This window comes from Mycobacterium marinum (assembly GCF_003391395.1).
Taxonomy (GTDB): Bacteria; Actinomycetota; Actinomycetes; order Mycobacteriales; family Mycobacteriaceae; genus Mycobacterium; species Mycobacterium marinum.
Window position 1 is genome coordinate 4,043,127 of sequence record NZ_CP024190.1, and the last position, 21,193, is coordinate 4,064,319.

14 protein-coding genes and 4 pseudogenes are annotated in these 21,193 nt (G+C 63.0%); 8 read left to right on the top strand and 10 right to left on the bottom strand.

The features are described 5' to 3' along the window. Nucleotides 1-101: 101 nt before the first annotated feature. Nucleotides 102-1,391, bottom strand: coding sequence for an FAD-binding oxidoreductase (locus CCUG20998_RS16715; RefSeq protein ID WP_020730506.1), 1,290 nt, complete (start codon nucleotides 1,389-1,391; stop codon nucleotides 102-104). Between the two features lie 601 nt (nucleotides 1,392-1,992). Between CCUG20998_RS16715 and CCUG20998_RS16720 the strand changes: the two genes are divergently transcribed. From CCUG20998_RS16720 to CCUG20998_RS16725, 3 genes and pseudogenes are all read left to right on the top strand, one after another. After that, nucleotides 1,993-2,481, top strand: coding sequence for an IS110 family transposase (locus tag CCUG20998_RS16720; RefSeq protein ID WP_020730504.1), 489 nt, complete (start codon nucleotides 1,993-1,995; stop codon nucleotides 2,479-2,481). 69 nt (nucleotides 2,482-2,550) lie between these two features. Beyond that, entirely contained in the window at nucleotides 2,551-2,679 is a 129-nt protein-coding gene (locus tag CCUG20998_RS28970) for a hypothetical protein (protein WP_020730503.1), read from the top strand. After that, nucleotides 2,663-3,142, top strand: a pseudogene (locus CCUG20998_RS16725) (IS1380 family transposase); the annotation flags it as partial. The gene CCUG20998_RS28970 and the pseudogene CCUG20998_RS16725, both read left to right, overlap by 17 nt. Nucleotides 3,143-4,650: 1,508 nt before the next feature. Here the strand turns inward: CCUG20998_RS16725 and CCUG20998_RS16735 are convergent. Beyond that, nucleotides 4,651-5,793, bottom strand: coding sequence for a PPE family protein (locus CCUG20998_RS16735; protein WP_036456337.1), 1,143 nt, complete (start codon nucleotides 5,791-5,793; stop codon nucleotides 4,651-4,653). Nucleotides 5,794-6,762: 969 nt separating this feature from the next. Between CCUG20998_RS16735 and CCUG20998_RS16740 the strand changes: the two are divergent. From CCUG20998_RS16740 to CCUG20998_RS16750, 3 pseudogenes are all read left to right on the top strand, one after another. After that, nucleotides 6,763-7,332 (top strand): annotated as a pseudogene (locus tag CCUG20998_RS16740) (PPE family protein); the annotation flags it as partial. 33 nt (nucleotides 7,333-7,365) lie between these two features. After that, nucleotides 7,366-7,452, top strand: a pseudogene (locus CCUG20998_RS29320) (PPE family protein); the annotation flags it as partial. Nucleotides 7,453-7,827: 375 nt separating this feature from the next. Continuing rightward, a pseudogene (locus CCUG20998_RS16750) lies at nucleotides 7,828-8,140 on the top strand (integrase core domain-containing protein); the annotation flags it as partial. 197 nt (nucleotides 8,141-8,337) lie between these two features. Here the strand turns inward: CCUG20998_RS16750 and CCUG20998_RS16755 are convergent. After that, complete coding sequence (locus CCUG20998_RS16755) at nucleotides 8,338-10,065, bottom strand: PE family protein (protein WP_036456333.1); 1,728 nt, start codon at nucleotides 10,063-10,065, stop codon at nucleotides 8,338-8,340. 1,292 nt (nucleotides 10,066-11,357) lie between these two features. Here CCUG20998_RS16755 and CCUG20998_RS16760 point away from each other — a divergent pair. Beyond that, nucleotides 11,358-12,329, top strand: a complete 972-nt coding sequence (locus CCUG20998_RS16760; protein WP_116269123.1) for an IS481-like element ISMyma6 family transposase — start codon at nucleotides 11,358-11,360, stop codon at nucleotides 12,327-12,329. A gap of 592 nt (nucleotides 12,330-12,921) precedes the next feature. Here CCUG20998_RS16760 and CCUG20998_RS16770 read toward each other — a convergent pair. Both CCUG20998_RS16770 and CCUG20998_RS16775 read right to left on the bottom strand, forming a co-directional pair. Beyond that, nucleotides 12,922-13,707 (bottom strand): SDR family NAD(P)-dependent oxidoreductase, encoded by a 786-nt coding sequence (locus CCUG20998_RS16770; protein WP_020730492.1) that lies wholly within the window; start codon nucleotides 13,705-13,707, stop codon nucleotides 12,922-12,924. Between the two features lie 9 nt (nucleotides 13,708-13,716). Then, the gene (locus tag CCUG20998_RS16775) at nucleotides 13,717-14,151 is read right to left on the bottom strand and encodes an SRPBCC family protein (protein WP_020730491.1); all 435 of its coding nucleotides are present in this window, start codon (nucleotides 14,149-14,151) and stop codon (nucleotides 13,717-13,719) included. Nucleotides 14,152-14,585: 434 nt separating this feature from the next. Between CCUG20998_RS16775 and CCUG20998_RS16780 the strand changes: the two genes are divergently transcribed. Continuing rightward, nucleotides 14,586-15,479 (top strand): haloalkane dehalogenase, encoded by an 894-nt coding sequence (locus CCUG20998_RS16780; RefSeq protein ID WP_020730490.1) that lies wholly within the window; start codon nucleotides 14,586-14,588, stop codon nucleotides 15,477-15,479. Nucleotides 15,480-15,485: 6 nt separating this feature from the next. On the opposite strand, the gene CCUG20998_RS16785 is transcribed toward CCUG20998_RS16780, so the two are convergent. The 5 genes from CCUG20998_RS16785 to CCUG20998_RS16805 all read right to left on the bottom strand — a co-directional run bounded on the left by CCUG20998_RS16785 (nucleotide 15,486) and on the right by CCUG20998_RS16805 (nucleotide 21,061). After that, complete coding sequence (locus CCUG20998_RS16785) at nucleotides 15,486-16,379, bottom strand: beta-ketoacyl-[acyl-carrier-protein] synthase family protein (RefSeq protein WP_012395105.1); 894 nt, start codon at nucleotides 16,377-16,379, stop codon at nucleotides 15,486-15,488. Then, the gene (locus CCUG20998_RS16790; protein ID WP_012395106.1) at nucleotides 16,363-17,463 is read right to left on the bottom strand and encodes a 3-oxoacyl-ACP synthase III family protein; all 1,101 of its coding nucleotides are present in this window, start codon (nucleotides 17,461-17,463) and stop codon (nucleotides 16,363-16,365) included. The genes CCUG20998_RS16785 and CCUG20998_RS16790 overlap by 17 nt, the downstream gene beginning before the upstream one ends. Before the next feature lie 28 nt (nucleotides 17,464-17,491). Next, complete coding sequence (locus CCUG20998_RS16795; protein ID WP_020730489.1) at nucleotides 17,492-18,481, bottom strand: Acg family FMN-binding oxidoreductase; 990 nt, start codon at nucleotides 18,479-18,481, stop codon at nucleotides 17,492-17,494. A gap of 103 nt (nucleotides 18,482-18,584) precedes the next feature. After that, entirely contained in the window at nucleotides 18,585-20,033 is a 1,449-nt protein-coding gene (locus CCUG20998_RS16800; protein ID WP_036456331.1) for a bifunctional aminoglycoside phosphotransferase/ATP-binding protein, read from the bottom strand. Nucleotides 20,034-20,164: 131 nt separating this feature from the next. Next, entirely contained in the window at nucleotides 20,165-21,061 is an 897-nt protein-coding gene (locus CCUG20998_RS16805; protein ID WP_036456615.1) for a universal stress protein, read from the bottom strand. Nucleotides 21,062-21,193: the final 132 nt, after the last annotated feature.

Sequence of the window (21,193 nt, forward strand, 5' to 3'; positions counted from 1 at the left end):
ATTGCGCGACGCCCGATCGTGATCACCGATATGTCCAGTCACTTTAGTCACACGAGTATGTGAACAGCCTCTAACCGCAGTCCCGCCTCCGGCCAGGGCCATTAGGGGTTAAGCCTGGAGATCAGGATGCGGTCCGGATCGTGCTCCTGAACAACGGACATCAGCTGGTCGGTGTTGTCGCCCCACCAGTCGCTCGGCGTGTCCAAGATGTCGGCATAGTTGACGTAACGCCCGCCTGTCAACACGCCGGCAAGGTCGTGCCGGATTTCTTGCAACAGGGCGTCGTGCCGGGCGGCGAGGCCCGCGTCAGCCGGCAACCGGTCACCCAGCGCCCAGTGATACACAAAGTCCTGCCCGCGGTGGAAAAAGGCGGTTTCCTGCGGCGTGAATGCGGCAACTGCACCGTTGATCGCCTCGATGCTCACCGCGCCGCCAGGCAGTTCGGGCGCGAATTGAAGTTCGTTGATCTGTCGGACGATGGCGGCCGCTTCGACTGCACCGAGTGCACCTCGGCCGATGTCGCTGGCTATTCGGTGTGGACGGAGGGTCGCGGGTGCCGGGTCGTGAAGAAAATCGTTCGAGACGAACACGGCATCGAAAAACGATTCTTCGCGGATCGATGCATGCAAGGCAGCAGGGTGCTCGAGCAGTGGCCGCATGAGCGAGCGGGCGTCGTCTCGGTTGCCGAGAAACTGGCCATCGATACGCACTCGGGGCGTGCCGGGAATCACGTCGGCAGGGCCGGCGCTTGCTTCGTCGGCGTAACGGTCCGCACCTGTCGTTCGAATGCTGAGTTGCAGATCGAGTTCGCTCGGCGCCGTGTGCATCAATTGAGTGAACAGAAGAATCGCCTCGACTGCCGCGTCCCAACGCCAGCCGAGAGTCACGCCTGTCACTTGCTGGATCGGTACGGTGTGAAACACCAGCTCCGTGACGATTCCTACACAACCAGCGCCGCCACGCACCCCCCAGAACAGATTTGCGTTGGTCACGGCGTTGGTCACCTGAATCTGTCCACTGGCAGTGACAACCGTCGCCTCGGCCAAGAAGTCCGAGGTGAGGCCGAAGTGGCGAGTGCATTGGCCAAACCCGCCGCCAAGCACTAACCCGCCGACGCCCACGGTGGGACATTCGCCGATGGGCATCGCCCGCCCAGTTCCATCCAGCGCGCGCGCAATGTCGCCGACGGTCGCGCCCGTCATCGCGTGCAGGTATCCCGACGGGGCGTATCGGACCGCGCTCAATCCGCGCAGGTCAAGCAATACGCCGTCGTCACGGACAGGGAATCCATCAAAACTGTGCCCACCCGACCTAATCGATAGCCGAATCCCCGCCGCATTCGCCCAGGCCATGATGGCGGCAACCTGGTTTCGATCAGCTGGACGCAACACGGCCGCTGGCGACCGGATGCGTCCGGCGCGCGAAAAAACTCTGCGCCCAGTCTCATAGAGCGGGGAGCCGGGAGCACCCACTCGCCCCGGGCACAGGCTCTCCAAGGTTCGAAAATCGCACGCCTCAAGAGCCATGCCAAACTCCATCATGTTCGGCGGGACAGAGGTTGTCCCGAGTTCCGCAAAACTTCCGCGGCGGGCCGGTGTGAACCATCCCGGATTTCATGCGGTTTCACGCCCCCTCGGGATTCTGTGAGCCAGCCGGTCGACCGGTCACGAGTTGGGAATAGTAGCGGGCTTCGGCTTCGGCTTCGGCGGGCGGGATGCGTCCGAGGCGGTGCATGAGACCGTATGTGGTGACTGCTCGCGGAGTGGCGTAGTTACTGGCCGGGGCCTCGCTCACGCAATCTCGTGGGCTACCGAGCGCGGTTCTGTGCTCGGCCTTTCCGACAGGTGTTAAGGAGGCCCCCGTGTTTTGCGAGCGTACAAGTGTTGGTTTGATGTGCACGCGTGTTCGGTTGTCGCGGCGGCGATCGATGGGCGAAGCGCGGACGTGTTTTGGGCGCGGTTGACGCCGTCGCGCGCGAAGGTCATCGAGTGAGTGGGCAAGCTGCCCGGCCCGTGCGCGGTGGTCTACGAGGCCGGTCCGACGGGTTTCGGGTTGGCACGGGCGTTGTCGGCGGCGGGATTGCGATGCGAGGTCGCGGCGTCGTCGAACTTGTTTCGCCCGGCGAGTGATCGGGTGAAAACCGATGCGCGCGACGCATTAAATTTGGCGCGGTTGTTGCGGCTGGACGAGGTTGTGCCGGTGTGGATTCCGAGTGCGGCCGAGGATGCTACCCAGGATCTGGTCCGCGCCCGAGAAGCCGCCAGAACGGACTTGATGCGGATCAGACATCGGTTGTCGAAATTGTTGGTGCGTCACGGGATCGTCTACTACGACGGCAAGGCGTGGAATGAACGCCACGACCGGTGGCTGCACCACCAACGATTCGACGCCGCCCCCACGCAGTCGGCATTCGAGGATGCTTACCAGGCGGTGGTGCTGGCTACCGCGCGGCGTGCGGTCGCGTCCCATGCAGTGGTGTAAGTCGGGCTGGCGATTCACATGAGGCTCTGCGAGTTTTAACGATGCCGTGAACGCGGCTGGGACCGCAACGTGTTGGCCGGGTTGATCATCAGCGCGGCTGAGCAGAGCAAGGGCGGTTTCGGAGAGATAGCGTTCGGACACACCAAGATCGCCGACAAGAACATTCCGTGCAAGGGACTCTCGTCGCTGGATCTCTGATGCCGAAGTCGCCGAAATCCCCTACACCGCCTTCGCATCCACCAAAGACCGGATCACCGCACGCCTGGTCGTCCGTCGTGTCAAGGACGCCTGCCGCCCCGACGCGTTGTTCCCGGTCTGGCGGTATCACCCGTTCTTCACCAACACCGACCTACCCGTCGAGGCGGCCGACATCACCCACCGCCAACACGCGATCATCGAAACCGTGTTCGCCGGCCTGATCGACGGACCCACGGCGCACATCCCGTCAGGCCACTTCGCCGCGAACTCCACCTGGGTGCCCTGCGCGGCGATCTCTCCCAACCTGCTGCGCGCTACCGGCGTCCTGGCTGGGGACCGACACACGGGGGCACGCGGATCGACCCTGCGCCGCAAGATCGTCGACGTCCCGGCCCGGCTGCCCCGCCCACAACGCCGGCCGGTTCTGCACCTACCCACCCACTAGCCCTGGTCAAAGGCCTAGCTTGCGTTGCGGCACAGCACCATCAGATACAACCCCAAACGGGCGCAACAACCCGACCCCGCCGACAGGCCCGACCGCAGCGCACAGGAAAGGCTGGACAGGCCAGCGACTCCCTCGGGCCCAACCCCAATAATCGGGATCAACAAGTACAGACACCAGTCTCCAAGATCCGTCGGTGGATCGAGGCTTAGAACTCCGGGTCGGTAAGGAGTACCCAGTTAAGCGAGTAGGCCAACTCCTGCTCGCGGAATAGGGCTTCTGTTATGTCATCAAACTCGGATGCGTTAATCGAAGACAAAGCCAACTCAGTCTCACAGGACAAGGCTGCAACAGACATAGACTTTCAATTTCCTTTCAGGGTTTGGCAGCGTAACGGCCTAATCATGTCGTTGGTTCATTTCCTAACAACGACCATCCGTGCGGCTCTAAGTAATTGAATAGAAGATCCGCAGGAAACCGTCATAAGTAGGCGTTCTGTTCACGCCGGAATGAGGCTACCCGAGTCAATCACGAAGTAAAAGGCGCAGTAATGTGAGATCGCTCTCTTATGAACCCCCTTCTACCGCGATCCCGGCGCCGATTGCAACACCCGCCGTGTGCCCACAAAAAGGGCTCTTCGCAGTCGATGGTGTAAAGACCTGCGAATGAGCCAACTGGTCTTCGAGTAGTGGTCCGAGGTCTGGTTGGCTGGGGGCGTGCCGGAGAAGGGGGGAAGAGGAAGAGCGGTGTGTCCGGGGCTAGTGCGGACCTGGCGTTGCTTGAGAAGCTGATGGCTGACGCTGGCCGGGATCTGTTCGCGAGGGTGTTCGATGAGCCGACGCCAGTGGTCCGGGCTGGGCCGGAGTGAGCGCAGGGTTTGCGGGTGCGGATCGACCTGATGTATGCCAAGCCGCCGATCTGGCGTTGCCTCGACCTGCCGGGCGTGCGTTCACCTATCAGGCTATGTAGTCAGAAGTCCTAGGCAGGTCATCGTCGAGCATATGAAGAAATTCATCCATGGCAATATGCGGCAATATGAAAAACTATCCATGAAACGTGACGGGATGCACTGGCGCACAGTAGGGAATCACCTTGCGAAATCGTCACGGTGATCAACTCACCGTTTGCAAAGGCGCGTCCGGGCCATCGCAGGGAATCTGCGCTTTCCTGCGGCGGCCTGTTGATTTTTCTTATTGTTGGCCTGGTGTGGGTGACTGGTGGACACCGATTCACCCGATCGCAACCGAACAACGACTTGCCGACACGCCCACGACGAATACTGACGAGGCACGTGACCTCCTGGTGATAACCCTGCCCCAAACTCTCATAACGGTGGACCTATGACCGGGGTACAGATCTCATGGATCAACCAATCGGGGCCAGGCCACTGGCTATAGATAAAACCCGCCGATCCAGCCGGCCGTCTAAACAATCGCCGAAAGGCGGAATTGCTTTCCCCTACTGGCCGCCTCACCAGCCGGAGTGGCTCAGCGCAATCCGGCCATTCGGGTTCGAGTGCCCGCGGGGTGTCAGCCGGCCGCGGGCGGGCGGGCCATGACCGTGAGCCGGACCCCGTATCGGGGTATGACGCTGGTGGCTCGCTTTCCAGTTCCCACCGGCATACCCGGCACGCCCGGTGCACCCTGCTCGGCCACCTCGGTGCCCGGGATCGTGGTCAATCCGCTGACCGACAACGCCGAGGCGGGGCCCGACGAAGGGGCAGCCCAAGACGGAGGCACCGACAACTGGCCGATGGAACCCGCCCGGCTCATGCTGACAGTCACCGCATTGGCCGCGCCCCTGGCGGCGACCATCTCAGCGGAGGAGAGTTTCGCGCCGAGTCCGAGCGCACCAGGAGCCAATTCGGCGGGGTTCTCCGAAGCGGCGCCGAGCAGACCCAGATTGTTGTCCGCGGCGATGATTGCAACAGGTATCGTCACGGCATCCGCCGTCATGCCGACCGTCGCATACATCGCGAAGATGGCGTCGAGGAGGGTGAATTCCTCGGGCAGAATTGGCCAGATCCCGAGTACCTGTAGCGCCTGGGGCACCAGCGCGATCAACTGTGACAACAGCGACTGGGAACCTTCCTCAGAGCTAGCGGCCGCCTTGCTGACCGCGGCGCCTTGGGCGGGCAACCCGGCAGGGTTGGTGTGCTGTTGTGGCCCGGGGAACGGCTCCAACGCGGTGGCCATGGCCGAGGTGGCGGCATAGTCGTACATTGCTCCGGCGTCCTGGGCCCACATCTCGGCATACTCTGCCTCGGTAGCCTCGATCGCTGCGGTGTTCTGCCCGAAGATGTTTGAAGCGATCAGCGTTGCCAGCAGGGCGCGATTTGCCGCGACAACGATCGGCGGAACCGTCATCGCATAGGCCTGTTCGTAGGCCGCGGCCGCCGCTGTGGCCTGGTTGGCGGTTTCGCTGGCCAGCGCGCCGGTTATCTCGAGCCAGTCGATAAACGGACCGGTCGCGGCCAGCATTGCCGCAGAGGCGGGGCCCCACCAGTACATACCGCTGAGGGTTGAGATCACCGAGCGGTAGCCCTCGGCCGCCGATGCCAACTCGATCGCGACCATGTCCCAGCTTGCCGCGGCGGCCAGTAGCGACGCAGAACCGGGGCCGCTGTACATCCGCGCTGAGTTAACTTCGGGCGGCAAGAATGCGTAGTTCATTGCTCCACAGCCCCTTTGACTGGTTGTGGCCGTATGTGGCGGTATGTGTATGTGGGTGGTGAGTGCGTTGGACATGGTCGTGCGTTCGGAGCCGACACTGGCTCGCAGGAGGGTCGCAAGTGCTAAATAACTACCAGGCGTAGAGCGCCGAGTCCGCCTCCGAGTGGGAGCTGGCTAGCGTCGTACCGAGCCTGCAGCCCGCCAGCGATGGCGACAGTGTGCCGCAATTTGCGGCACAGGCAGCGCTGAACCTGCATTTCCGCTGTGATCTAACTATAGAGTAGCTGGTAAGTGGCGCTATTAGTCATTTAGGTATTAGTTATTTGGGTCACGGTCGTCTCTGCACGCAAGCGGGCCGGGGTGTCCTCGGTACAACGGACCGGAGTTGGTTTCCCAAGCCTTACAACGCTTCTGCGCGAACAAGACCCGCGTAATCTGCATCCGGGCGACTCAAGAATGGGCTGCACTCGCTAACGGGGACTCGCCGGACCCGCTTCTGGCTACGACCACTTGTACAGGAGCGATACAGGCTTTATGAAAATGGCATGAATGAATGGCGTTTACCCTGGACGGGCTTTGGCCGGCCCCGGATAGCATGGGTAGCATCCATACTCGGCAGCGTCGTGAAGCTTTTGAGCTAGCGGCTGATCGGTGCAGGAGCGAAAAATATTTCGCGGGTGCATAGTGTATCCGCTGATGGGCCTGGGGTGGCGTCGCATGTCGCATGAATAATGTTGCAAAGCAGAGGAATTGATGGCATTGGCCAAGGCTGGACGCGATGAGAATGATGTCGCCGGCCTCACCAGAGGATCGGTTAGGGTTCGACGGCGACGACCATTTCAGCACCAGCCGATGCGGAGGCGGACGCGTATCGCTTGAACAAGCGGTCGCGCCGGCGTTGCTGGACCGAATCACGGGTCCTGCGTTGGGCGTAGAGATGCGACGACGAGTAGTTCCTGGAGGGCTTTGATGACAGCCTCTGTTTGGATGGCTTCGCCGCCGGAAGTGCATTCGACGTTGTTGAGCGCGGGCCCGGGCCCCGGGCCACTGCATGAGGCAACGACGGCACGGACGGAACTCTCTGCCGAACACGCCTCGGTAGCAGAGGAACTCACCACCTTGCTAGGTGGAGCGGCCGCCGCGTGGCAGGGGACAAGTGTGCAGAGCTGTCTCGACGCGCACGCACCGTACGCGGCGTGGCTGACCACCACCAGCGCCGACTACGCGGCGACGGCAGCCGAGCACGAAGTGGCGGCCGGGGCCTACACCAGCGCGCTGGCAACGATGCCGACACTGGCGGAGCTAGCCGTCAACCACACCACCCACACGGCGCTAGTCGCGACCAATTTCTTTGGGCTCAACACCATCCCCATCACCCTCAACGAAGCCGACTACGCACGGATGTAGATCCAAGCGGCCACCACCATGAGCGCCTATCAAGTCATCTCGGGCGCGACACTGGCCTCGATGCCCCACACCACACCAGCCCCGCCCATACTCAACACCCAAAACGGCACAACCCCGACTCCCCTGAAACCCGGTGGACTGAGCCTACTTCCGCGCTTCTTGATCGCCCTCGAGCAAGCCGGTTTCCAGTTTCACCACAACACAGTTGGTGAAGCGTTGAGCTACGCCACAGCCCGCCGCAACCAGATCTAGCACAACTCCGGACACCGCGAGCACGCGTTCAGGGCGCTGCCTTCGGGAAGTATTGCCGCAGTACGCCAAGGTCTCCTTCCCGATGGCGAGGCTGGGAGCGATAGGCGGGATCGAATGGCCGCTGGTGAATAGACAACATCGGATGGGCGAAGCGCGGACGGCGTCGACCGGGAGGTTGGTGGGCGCGGCGATGAGTCCGTCCCGTGCGCAGCGGGCCGCGGTGCGCACGGGTGACTTTCGGCGGTCGGATCAAGTGTCATTGGGGCTGATAGACAGCCTGATAGATACTTTCGTGGCACAACCGCATCGACTGGTCATCGGGGTATTTCCGGCGTAGGAGGGACGTTTCCCGGTGACACGGTCGCCGGTTGCACACTCCACACCGACAGGGGCGGTCAATTTCGCTCCCGCAAACTCCAGCAGTCCCTGCGGCGTCACCACATGCTCGGCTCCATGGGGCAAGTCGGCTCCGCCGGGGACAAACGCCGCCATGGAGAGCTTCTTCTACCTGCTGCAACGCAACGTCATGGACCGCCAACGCTGGGCCACCCGCGACGACCTCCGCATCGCGATCGTCACCTGGATCGAACGCACCTACCACCGGTGTCGATGACAAGCCCGCTTGGGCCGATTGACCCCTATCGAATTCGAAGCCGTCATGACCGAGACGGCCAATCAGGCCGCCTGAGGAACTGTCACAGATCCGTTCAGCAGGCTCGGCGGTGTCATTTCGAACCGTCCTTCCGGGGCCAAATCAGGCTGATAAAGCCAACCGCCAGCTCAGCCGCTTGACATCCAATAGGGCATCAAATTCGCCATCGCCTACGACGGTGCAGCCGTTCTCAAAGCCATCGTCGCCTGGACCCGGCATTTGCCACACAAGACCTAGCCGCCGAGAATCGCGTCGACCGTGTTTTGCAGGACGATGAGTTGGAAGCCACTTGCCAGCGTGACGATCGCTGTGTTCGCAGCCAAGGGAGCAACGAGTGCATAGGTTAGCCCGCCGAGTGGGTCGCCGTCGACGATCTGTTCTATCCCGTCGAGGAACAGGTTGATGTCATAGGAAGGCATGGAGGTCACGAGCATGTTGGCGATGTCTGCGGTCGGAAGCAGGACTGCGTAAGCGTTGGAAGATGCATTCGCAATTGAGTTGGCGATAGCCGTGTTGGCATCTTGCAGAGCGCGGATGACTTCGTTTGCGGAGGTTGGTGCCGCAGCCAGCAACCCGGTCCCGGCGGTGCCGGCCGATCCCATTGCCGAGGCGAGCGAGGTAGGGAGGTCGGCAAACGACGGGGCCATTGCACTGATGTCGGCGATGAAGGCGTTGCCGCCCTGCTGAGTTCCGTCGGCCAGCATGCCAGCGACCTCAAGATAGTTCACGTCCGGGAATAGCCCGAATGGCGTCGGCACGTTCGCTGGTGACGTTGAATAGCCGTAGTTCGGGTCGCCATAGCCCAAGTTGACCAGGATGCGCATATTCGGCTCAATGAGGTCTGCCAGCGGGTCACCGATGACCGGGATGGCTCGGAACGGCGCTGTGATCGGCAGGTTTGGGTGCGTGATCATGTAGTAGTTGGTTTGGCCCTGCCCGGTCAGGGATGCTGAGCCCGGGAGTGTGACCATCTCGTACCCTGGGGGAAGATTTGCTGGGTCGAGATCCGGGTACTGGCCGTGGATAGTTTGGATTCCCAAGAAGGCGTTCAGGTCCGACAAAAGATTGAGCGGGTACCGCGGGAAAGAGGCGAATCCGTCGTACTGGAGCGTGTAGATGTTGGTCGGATAGGGGGTGTCGGGCGGTGTCGAGCCATAAAAGTCCAATCCCAGGCTCGGCACGTTCAGTCCTACGAAGCGCGACAGGAGACCGCCATTGGGATTCATGGGATTGCCGAGCAGGGTGAAGCCGAGTTCGGTTGGTAGAGGTGGCGTTGGGTTAAGCGCCGGGTTCATCAAGTCTCGCATCTCCAGTGAGGAGATGATCGCGCTCTGGGAATAGCCTAGAACGGCGACACTGTCGCCGGGATGCGCCGCCAGGGTGCTCTTGATCGTCTGGTCGAGGATCTGGACGCCTTGATCTACCGATGTATTAAGAGGCAAGCTCTTGATCCCGGTGTATATCGGCTGCAATCCCTCAGGGGTAAAGAGGGCTTTCGCGTTCTCCGGAAGCACGCCGAACGCTTCGTTGACGTAAGGCAGCACCTTATTCACGTATGTTTGCGAGGGTATCGGATTTCCACTTCCGCCGATCATCCAGCCGAACGTTGTTCCCTGCAATGTAGCTTGCGCAGATGGCGCCCCACCTGATGCGGCCGTGCTCCCGCTCAGCAGGGCCTGGGCATCAGCCTCCGCATGGCCGTAGGCATTGGCGCTTGCGGTCAGGGTCTGCACAAACGCGTTGTGGTATGCCTCAACCTGCCGGGCAAACGCCTGATAATCCTCACCGAACACGCTAAACACGTCCGCAATCGCCGCGGATACCTCGTCGGCGGCTGCCGCCGCCAAACCGGTGGTCCGACCGCCAACGGCGATGCTGGCCTCCGCGATGGACGTCTGGATACCTACCAAGTCCTCGGCAGCGGCAGTCATCAGTTGCGGTTGCGTCACCAAATGGCTCACCTGGACATCCCTTCAACGGAAGAATATTTCGTTGTCGCGCTCACATTGCAATGGGCACAGTCGTGAAGTTAAGCACCAATGCCCAACTTGGTGGCCCGAAACGGGAATATTGCCTGCGCCTGGAAGGGGCGGCCATTAAGGGGACTCCCGGCAGGCGCATCAAGCAGCCCCGGGCGCAATACTGTTATGTCTCACGTTGGGATAATTTGTCTCATGCGAGACATGAATTTCCCCCGTTTAGGGAAGCGTGAAAATGTTTGGACGTAAGAGCGTTAAAGTCCCCGGTGGATCCGACCGGCGTGGGGCACGTCCGCTCTAACGCGCCCATTCAACGAGAAGGCAACCGCGCAAGCGAATCCAGACCACGGCCCCTACCCGAACCTGCACGAATACATGCAAAATCAAGACTAGCGGCGTTGGCGTACACACCGAAATACCTTGGTGCACAGTGAGATTAGCGTCAGAAGTCGCTAGGGTGGAGATCGCAAAGCCCGTAGAGGAGGTTATGTCCAAGCCATCGAGCCGATAGTCATGGGGTGGCATCCGGAAGGGGGTGAGCGAGCCGGTGCAGGGTCCCCGCCGGAGTAAAGGCAACCTCGCGACAGTGGGCCGCATTTGCCGAAACCCGCATCGAATCACAACCTTTGATCTCAAAATTAGGGGACCGGCCTTTCGGGGCCGGTCAGGCGGCGGGATGCGACGTTCAAAACATCACAACTTGATTCCAGCAATCAAATCATTTAGGTCGTCTACGCTACCCGAGACACAGGAACCGTTAGAAAACGTCTTGAACTTTCGGAAGCAGCTAGCACATAAACTGAAAGGGTTTTGCATGGTGCGACTAGATAACTTCATGATCGGCGTCATATTACCAATCGCTGGGTTATTCGGGGCGGCTATGCCATTCATTGCAGGCGGTCCCGACGTTGCGCCGGTAGATCCAGCACCGGACCCGGTGGCCGCTGCGCCGGGAGTTGTCCCGGGCCCCTCGGGGCCATTACCAGGCCCGCTTCCGGCGGGTATAGCGTCGATACCGATTATCGTGCCGTTGCCTGCTGGGCCGGAGCCGGATGGGGTACCCAGCAAATAGGAGAATGGCTCGGTCTGACACGCGGAAGGCGCATTCTGCACCCGGTTGGGTGTCTGGTGCGCCCGTGCGTCGTAGCGGTCGAAGACGCCGCCCTAGCTGTAACTCCCAGCGAGGTTGTGAACGGCGTGGCTAGCGGGAAATAGGTGAGGACCTCCGGTATCGGTGTGGTTACCACACACACCCCGATCACCGAGAGGTCCTCATGTCCCACGCTAATGCCTCATTGACTCCGCGGGGGCGGTTGCGGCTGGCCCGCTGTGTCGTCGATGACCGTTGGACCTATGCCCGAGCCGCCGAGCGGTTCCAGTGCTCGACGGCCACGGCCAAGAAATGGGCTGACCGTTACCGCGTTGGCGGTCCAGAGGCCATGGTCGATCGCTCCAGTCGTCCGCATCGCAGTCCAGGTCGGCTTCCCCAGCGTCGGGAGCGGCGCATCATCAAAATCCGCTTCACGCGGCGCTGGGGGCCGCACCGCATCGCCGCGCATTTGCGGCTGGCCCGCTCGACGGTGGAAGCGGTGCTGCGCCGTTACCGGATGCCGTTGCTGCGCGATCTCGATCAAGCCAGTGGGCTGCCGGTGCGCCGGCCCCAACCGCGCCGTTACGAGCATCCCGCACCCGGGGATTTGGTTCACCTCGACGTCAAGAAGCTAGGTCGCATTCCCGACGGTGGTGGGCACCGCAAGTTGGGTCGTCACGCCGGTCGACGCAACCGTAGCGGCGTGGGGTATGCGTTTGTGCACCATGCCGTCGATGATCATTCGCGGCTGGCCTACTCCGAGATCCTCACCGACGAACGTAAAGACACCGCCGCAGGGTTCTGGTTGCGGGCTAACGGGTTTTTCGTCGATCACGGGATCACCGTCAAGCGTGTGTTGACTGACAACGGAAACTGTTACCGGTCAAAAGTTTTCGCCGATTCACTCGGCGAGGAGATCGCCCACAAGCGCACTCGCCCGTACCGTCCTCAGACCAACGGAAAAGTCGAGAGGTTCAACCGCACCCTGGCCAGCGAATGGGCCTACGCGCAGACCTACCTGTCGGAGGTCCAACGCGCGGCAACTTATCAGGACTGGCTGCACCACTACAATCACCATCGACCCCACACCGGCATCGGCGGAAAAACACCCATCGAACGCCTACGCGTTCACAACCTGCCAGTGAAGAACACCTAGCCCGGATTTTTTGCGCGGGTCTGGTTTGATGCTGGTTTGATGCCACTTCGCCCTGAAAGGCGTTGCTGCACATAATCATGCAGTTGCGGATTGGCGGCCAATTTCGCGGTCTTGGGCCGACATGCTGCCATATCGGCCTTCCACAGCACTACCGAGGCCCGGGAACCGCTGCTCCCGTAGCGAACAGCGGCGCTGCGGCGCAGTTCCCGTGAGATCGTGGACGGGTCGCGCCGAATCGCCCGGACGATTGCTCAAACACGTTGCCCTGAACCCGCAGTAGCGCGATTTCCTCACACTCAGCGAAAGACAGGCAGCGGCCCGAGGGCTGGAACTTCACATCAAAGCGTTGTGGAACCAGCGTGCCCCGACCGCCGGACGCCACGCCCACAATGCCCGCGGCTTCTTCGGCGAGAAGCCCTCTAGCGATCTGTTCCCAGAAGGCCACCTCGACATGACGCCGATACTTCCGATGCCCCGGCGATCGCAGCTTCGGCCGGATCACCCGGTCTGCTGCCTGCTGACGACAAGCCATTCAACACCTCCAACATCGAGGTGTTGCGACGACCAGTCGAATCCGCCTTATCTCCCTCTCTCACTGTGGGAGACCGAAGAGCCGAACCACCCCGTGATCGCGCCCGGCGGTGTAGCCGCCGTCGACGGCAATGGCCTGGCCTGTCACAAAGGAAGCGTCGGGTGAGAGCAAGAAGGCAGCCATGGCCGCGATCTCCTCCGGCTTTCCCAATCGTTGCAGCGCATGCTCATTGGTGATCGACGCACGCGGGCCCTCCATTCCCGGCATGCCGAAGACCCCTTCGGCCAGGGGTGTGGCGATGAAGCCCGGGCAGATCGCGTTCGCCCGGATACCACTGGGCCCATAGTCGAGCGCAATGTTCTTGGTCAGCAACACAACACCGCCCTTGGCGGCGTTGTAAGAACTACCGCCGGCGGTGCCCTCTAGACCTTCGATGCTGGCCAGCGTCACGATTGAGCCGCGTTCGCCGTCCACCCGGGGTTGCTCGATCATCCTGCCCAACGCCGCCTTGGCTACCAGAAAAGTGCCGGTGAGATTGACCCCAATGACTCGGTCCCATTCAGCTCGCGTCAGCAGATGCACCGGGCCGCCACCGGCCACCCCGGCCGAATGCACCACCCCATCGAGGCGGTCGGGCACGGCGGCGAACACGCCGGCGACCGCGTCCTCGTCGGTGACGTCGGCGGTCACGAATGTGAATCGCGGACCGAGGTCGTGGGGCGGGGTTACGACGTCGGCACCGACAACTGCGCAGCCTTGTTCGAGCAAGCGGCCTACGGTGGCCAATCCAATGCCCGAGGACGCACCGGTTACCACAAACGTGCGGGACGCCCGATGATCGAGCACCGGGCCGCCCTAACTTTCCAGTGCCGCCGCGCAGCCGTCCAAGACCGCGACGAAGCTCGACCTCAATATCGGGCGACTGACCACCTCCAAGAACCTGCCACCCGCACGCGCCGGGTGGGTATAGGTGGTCAGCCAGTCGACGTGGGTTCCACCGTCTGACGGCGTGAACGTCAGGGTGCCCCCCTGATGAATCAACGGCGGGAAGGATCGCAAGATGAGATAGGAGTAGCTGCGTGGACGGTCGAAGGCGGTGATCTGCTCCCGGAACCAGGCACCCAGCGCGGTCACCTCGCGCACCGCACCAGCGCCGGGCGGGGGTGAGTCTTTGGTGTAGCCGGCCTTGAGCACCAAGGGGGCCGCGGCCAACTTGGTCGGGTCGGCCAGCCAGTCGAAGACCTGCTCAACCGGCGCAGCGATGGTTCGCTCCAAGTGAATCTCGACCATGAGATCTCCTGTCTGGCCGAAGCCGCATCCCCCGCACATGCTAGACGCCACCGCGTCGCGCTGTCGCTGCCCCGCGCGGCGGCGCACCGTTTCGAAACGAGGGCCTGACATTGCCGAGGGCCACTCGGCGAGATCGGCACCGACCGTTGTTTGCCAGCTACTCGCGATGGGTTGATCGTCAGCCACCATCCACGCGAAATAGCTTGGCTTGGTTGGTTTTAAGCCTCGAATCGGCGATGGCCCGGCGGTCGTGCGCCGCGCATGGCATATTCTGAGCCGGCGCACTTTGGCTGCAGACCGACTCACGCAGTTTGAACTGCCCGTTGCGCTCCGCCGCACCGTCTGGTTTGACGCTGTGCGGCCCCGGCGGGAGGCAACATGGTCGCAAACTGCTCGACGAACACCGGGTGGCCGCTATTGGAAGGAGCTGATTCATGGATGTGGTGAGGACCCCGGATGCTCGATTCCAGAATCTGGTCGGTTACCCGTTTGCGGCCCACTACGTCGATGTCGCGGCAACCGATACCCCACATTTGCGGATGCACTACATCGACGAGGGTCCTGCCGACGGGCCGCCGATAGTACTGCTGCATGGGGAGCCCACGTGGAGCTACTTGTACCGCACCATGATCCCACCGCTTGCTGCCGGCGGATACCGCGTGCTCGCGCCCGATCTGATCGGCTTCGGCCGCTCCGACAAGCCCACTCGTATCGCGGACTACACATACCTGCGCCATGTCGAATGGGTGAAGTCCTGGTTTGAAGAATTGCGCCTGGCCGAGGCCACGCTTTTCGTCCAGGATTGGGGATCGCTGATCGGACTGCGCGTCGCCGCCGAACACGGTGACACGATTGCGCGGCTGGTGGTGGCCAATGGGTTCCTTCCCACGGCACGCGGGCGCACCCCGACGGCGTTTCACATCTGGCGGGCCTTCGCGCGCTACTCTCCGGTGCTGCCCGCCGGTCGCCTTGTTGCGGCCGGGACGGTGCGCAAAGTTCCCCCCGCCGTGCGGGCCGGGTACGACGCCCCCTTCCCCGACAAGAGCTACCAGGCTGGCGCCCGCGCCTTCCCCCAGTTGGTGCCGATCTCACCCGATGATCCCGCGGTTGCGGCCAACCGTGCCGCATGGGACGCCCTTGGCCGCTGGGAGAAGCCTTTCCTGGCCATCTTCGGGGAGCGCGACCCACTCCTTGGACGAGCCGACCGTCCACTGATCAAGCACATTCCCGGTGCGGCGGGCCAGCCGCACGCCCGTATCAACGCCAACCATTTCATCCAGGAAGACAGCGGGCCAGAGCTGGCCGAGCGCATCATTTCCTGGCAGTAGGCCCGTTCAGGCAGCGCGACCTGGCGGGCGGCGGTAAAGCGCGGCGCCGGCCGTGACGCCGGCCCCGGCGGCCACAAACAGGATCTGGGCGCCCACCGGAACCCGCGCGATCTGCTGCTCGAACGCGGCGGGCAGCGCTGCGGTGTGCATGCGTCGATCGTCTGCAACCCCGATCAGCTCTGCCGCCACCCCGAGCCGAGCGCTCAACGCGGCGCGGAACCCGGGCCTGGGCGGGGCAGCAACAATCATGTCGACCGACGAAAGCGCCACGCAGTTCGCCGCCAGGCATTCGCGCACCGCATGTGCCGCGACAGCGGCAAACTCTTCATCCGCCTCGGCCGACTCCGCGAATCGCAGAACGTTGCGGGCGTCAGCGAAACCAACTGTTGCGCTGAATGATTCGTCTGCCTTCCCGTTGACGGCGTTAGCCCACTGCACCCGGCTCAGGCCGTAGGTGTCATCGCTCCAACCGCATAGCAGCGCGGCCCCCGTGGCGGAGAAGGGAAAGTGCTCGCTCATTCCATGGCCTGGATCGGCATCGCTGGCCACGATGAGCGCCCGACTGATGCTGTGCGTCCGCAAGAATCCGTCAACGATCTGCAAAGCGGTGAGCACCCCGCAGGCCCCGTTGGCGATATCGAAGGAGAACGTACCGTGAGCACCAGCGTGGGGGTCCTCCGGGTTGGCGCCGATGTCGTCCTGGATCAGTGCCGCCAATGCCGGCTCACCGAGGTTGCGGTCGCGGTAGATCCCCGCATTGACCACAAGATCCAACTCGTCGGGGTCGCATCCGGCGCCCTGTAGGCAGTCTTTGGCAGCGGCAACGGCTAGGTGCAGCGCACTGTGCCGGTTGCGCCAGCCCGAATGCGCAACGTCGACGCGGTCAATCACTGTGCCCATAACGGCTCACCATCTCCTCATCCAGGGTCAGCAAGACGATCCCGATTTCCAGCCCCGAGGCCAGAGCGATCAAGGCAATTCGCTCCCCTGCCACGATGCGTCCGGCCGTGAGTTCCTCGATGAGGGCCACGGTGTGTGTTGTCGATGCCGTGTTGCCGTAGCGGTCCACGGTGATCACCGCGTCATGGCGGGGCTTGTCCCCAAAGGCTTCCGACATCTTGGCCATGCCTTTACGGATGGCACGTGCCGACGTCTGGTGGGTGATCACATGGTCGATGTCGTGAATTGAGATTCCGGCCGTCTCGAGGACCTCCTCGAGCAGCAACGGCGTATTGGCCATTGCGGCCTGGTGGATCGCGCGGGCATTGGTGAACATCCGCGCGCCCGGGTCGTGTCCGCGCGGGTAGGCCAGGCACAGCCGGCTGTAGTCGGCGACGGTCGTGAATCCGGCCAGCGCGATTCCCGCGGAACCGACGGGAGCCCGCTCCAGCAGCAGCGCGGCGCCAGCGTCTCCCAGGGTCAACGAGGCCAACTCCTTGCTCATGATGTTGCGGATGTGGCGGGCGGCATTGTGGCTCAGTTGTGAGATGTACTCACCGCTGACGACCAGACCGCGCTCTACCACCCCCTGCCGGATCCAATTGTTCAAAATCGTTACCCCGGTAAGCATTCCGGCGCATGCGTTGGACACGTCGAACGTCATCGCGCGGTGTGCCCCAATGCCGCGGGCCACCGCACTGCTCATCGATGGCTCGAGCCATTGGGTGAGGCCACCGCGAAACTTGGTGATGCTGCAATTGATCACCACATCCAGCGACGCCGGATCCTGGCGCGCAGCGGCCAGCGCGTCCAGGGCGGCGGCGGTGGCCAGGCTGTAGGAATCCTCATCGCCCACCGAGACACGGCGCTCGCGGATCCCGGTCAGCCGTTCCAGATCGATGTGGGTGCGATGGCGGGTGCTGGACATCAATTCGTCTGTGGTGAGGTGCGTTTCGGGTAGATGCCGACCAGCACCGGCGATCCGGGTGACATACGGTGCGTGCGGGCCGTTCGGGGTCTCCATCACCAGCCAATGTCGCGTCATGCGTGAGACCTCCTTGCGGTAGCACCGGTCAGAGCCGGAACTCGAGGACGTCGTCTACTGGGCGACGGCCGGAGCGTTCCACGTGCTGATCATGTCCCGGCGACTTGCCGATTCGGATGAGCAATTGCGGAAGGCTTGTTGTCTGGACGATCTCGGCGATGATGTTGCGACTCATGGCCATCTCGGTCATGTGGGTCAGCGTGCAGGTCGCCAGGCCCGCCATCGTGCACTCAAGTAACACCGCCGACAACGACTCACCGCATCGAAGCACGTCACACAAGTCGTCGGAATCGGTAGAGAGCACCACGATCTTAGACTGATCATGCTCGATAGCGGAGCGACGTCGCCCCCCGCCGGCCGGGGGAAAGCTGCGCGCAACGTCGACTCGGGAAGCTTCCGACGTCGACAGCAGGGCACCTTCCGGCGCATGGTCGGCGTTCGAGCTGAATGGCGAAGTCCACCATCGTAGTTCGGACATATACGTGGTGTCGCTACGTCGCAAGTTCTCGGTGAGCCGAGACGCCTCGGCTAGCGCCGCTCGGCCATCGTCCGCCACCACGTGCAGCAGCACGTCATACCGGACCGCGGCGTGACGCAGCACCGGCTCGATCGCCGCCCATTGGGCGACCGGGTCAAAAGGCAAACGGTCGGTGCGGCGTTGCCCGATAGCATCCGCCCGATGGCGCTGGGACGCGGTGACGGCCTGCATCGGGTGAAACCGCAGTGTCGCCAGATGATCTGGATTGCCCCGATCGGGCATCCGTTCGGTGACACTGTCCCAGCCGGCAGCCGACATCGCGACCCGCAGGTGGTCCAGGACAGCACCGCAACTCAAGATCAGCTCCCGGCCCGCGTGGTCGGTGGCCGGCATCGAACGGGCTCGATCAGCCCACAGTTGCAGTGTGTCGGCTTCGGCGACCCACCGCCACGGTTGGCTGTTGTGCAGCGACGGAGCACGACTGGCAAGCGCCACTGATTCTCGAATCACGGTTTCGTCGGGCGCCGTCGCCGCCGTCATAGCCACCACCCTTGCGTCTGTGACGTCAACGCTAGAAACTTGCGCCGCAGGTTGGCCAGGGCCGTTGGTCCTTCACGGCAGGGACTTAGGCTCGCAGCCCCGCCTACTCGGGGTAGATCGCTCGGCACCAAGCGTCGTGGGCTTCGTTTAGGGAGAACTCAATTGGCCGGGAGGTATCCATCGGTAGGGCGGTATCCCAGCCGGCATGTTGAGCCGCCATGGTCGCGGCGATCTCCGCCGTTACCTCGGAATTGCCCGGCGCTCGGGTGCTGATTCGGTCAGCGGCCATATCGACCGGCAGGGTGCACAGCAGTTCCACCAAGGCCGCATGAGTTTGGCCGCCAAGTTGGTGAGCACGCGCGCGAGATTGCGGATCCCGCCAGGTCCCGTCCAGGATCACCGATCGCCCCTCTTGCAAACACCTGCGCGCCCGGCTCAGCACCAGATCGTAGACGACCGTGACGTTGTCGCGGGTGTACAGGCCTTCGTCCAGAACACCCGACTCGCCGTGAATGTCACCGCGGTCGCGCAGTTCCTTGCGCACATCGTCGGTTGAGATGACCTGTGCGCCAACCTGTTCGGCCAGAGCACGCGCCAACGTCGACTTTCCGGTACCTGGATTCCCGCCCACCAGCGCCAACCGAACTGCGCCGGTCTCCAGGTGCCGGGTGGCTAGCTCCAGGTGTCGGGCGGCATCCGCGGCGGCCTCTGGTTTGCCTTGCGACAGCCGGACACAGTCGGTCTTTGCGCGCACCACCGCGCGATAAGCGATGTAGAAGTCTCGTAGTGACGCCGGCGCCACATCCCCGGAGTGCGCGAGATAGCGATCCAGGAAGTACTCCCCCAGGTCCTTGCGCCCCAAGAACTCCAGGTCCATCGCCAGAAACGCGGCATCATCGACGCGATCGACATAACGAAGTCTGTCGTCGAACTCCAGGCAATCGAGCAGGGCGGGTCCGCCTTCGGCGCAGAAGATGTCATCGGCGAGCAGGTCCCCGTGACCGTCGACGATGCATCCCTGGGCAATGCGCTGGGCCAAGAGGGTCTCGCGGCCGGAGATGAATGCCGCGACCAGGTCTTCGATCCGTCCGATCGACTCGTCGGGGAACGACGTCCCCGCATAACGATGCAGTTCTGCCAGGTTGTCGCCGAAGCGTCGGCCAATCGCGGCCGGTTCGCCCGCGGTGTTGATTGTCGGACTGCGCTCAGCGCCCTCGTGAAAGCGGGCCAGCACTGTAGCGATGGTGTCCAACAACGCGCGCACCGATTCGTCGGATCCGCCGCTGCTGATCTGATACGCAAGCCGGTCACTGTCGTGGTAGCGACGCATTACGACCAGCGGTTCGGCAGGCCCCCCGGTCGGGTCGGTGCAGTGCGCGACGCCGAGGTAACTGGTGGGGGCTAGTCGACTGTTCAGCTCGACCTCGCGGGCACAGGCCCGCTCCCGTTGCTCCGCGGTACGAAAGTCCAGGAAGTCGGTCAGCACCGGTTTCTTCGCCTTGTATGCACGTTCGCCGACCAGCACCACCACACCGGTATGTGTTTCGTGCACCTCGATATAGGCGGTGTTGGGGCTGTGGGTGGCATCCGGCGACTCGGCAGATTCGCTGTCGGTGCTGATGACGGCCTCCGTGGCTCTCGGTTATCGGCGGGTATGGGCGGCCAGCCCGTTTTGCGCCGATCTCAGGCGGACCGGGCCACGATGACCGGCGTGTGAACCGCGTGCAGCACCGCGTTGCTGGTCGAACCGACCAGCATGCTGGTAAATCCGCCCCGGCCGTGGCTGCCCAGAACGACCAGCTGCGCGGTCTGCGCTTGGTCGATCAATTGTCGCGCCGGTCGATCACACACGACCACTCGATCCACCGTGACATCCGGATAGCGCTCCTGCCAGCCGGCCAGACGCTCGGCCAGAGTCTCCTCGGCCTCTCCCTTTACCGTCGACCAGTCCAACCCGGGCAGGTCAACCACTTCAAGATCACTCCAAGCGTGCACCGCTTTGAGTTCGACGCCCCGGCGCGACGCTTCGTCGAATGCGATCGCGGTCGCCAGCTCTGAGGCCGACGAGCCATCGATGCCCACCGCCACGGGGGCCCGGTCACGGTCTTCGGGTTGGGGCGCCTCCGGATCTTCGTCTCGGATCACTGCCACCGGACAGTGCGCCCGGTGCACCACCCCGGAGCTAACGGAGCCGAGCAGGCCGCGAGCGACGGCCCCGCGGCCGTGGCTGCCGACGACCACCAAATCCGCTTCCTGCGACAGTTCGACGAACGTGGGAACCGGCGCCGACCAGCTCAACTCGCTCTTGATCTGGGTGTCGCGCCCCTGCTGCGTGACCTCTTGGGCGATCTTTCCCGCCTGTTCGAGAACCTGGCGTCCGTCTTCCTCCTGCCACGCTGACATGCTCGTCATCATGGGCATCTCGGGCCACATCGGCACCGCCTGGTTCACCATGTGAACCAAGGTCAGCGGAACATGACGCAATGTGGCGTCACGCGCCGCCCACGAAACCGCCGCATACGAGGCAGCCGAGCCATCGACGCCAACAACAATGCCAAGGTGTTTCATCGGTGCAGACATTTGATCCTCCTCGGTCATCAAATACGTTATTCGCCAAACGGCCATCGGTCTTGAGGCTTTGGTCACCAGCCACGTGGTCATGAGGCCCGGGCTGACATTATCGGCACCACCCAGGCTGTGGCTTCCCGGCCG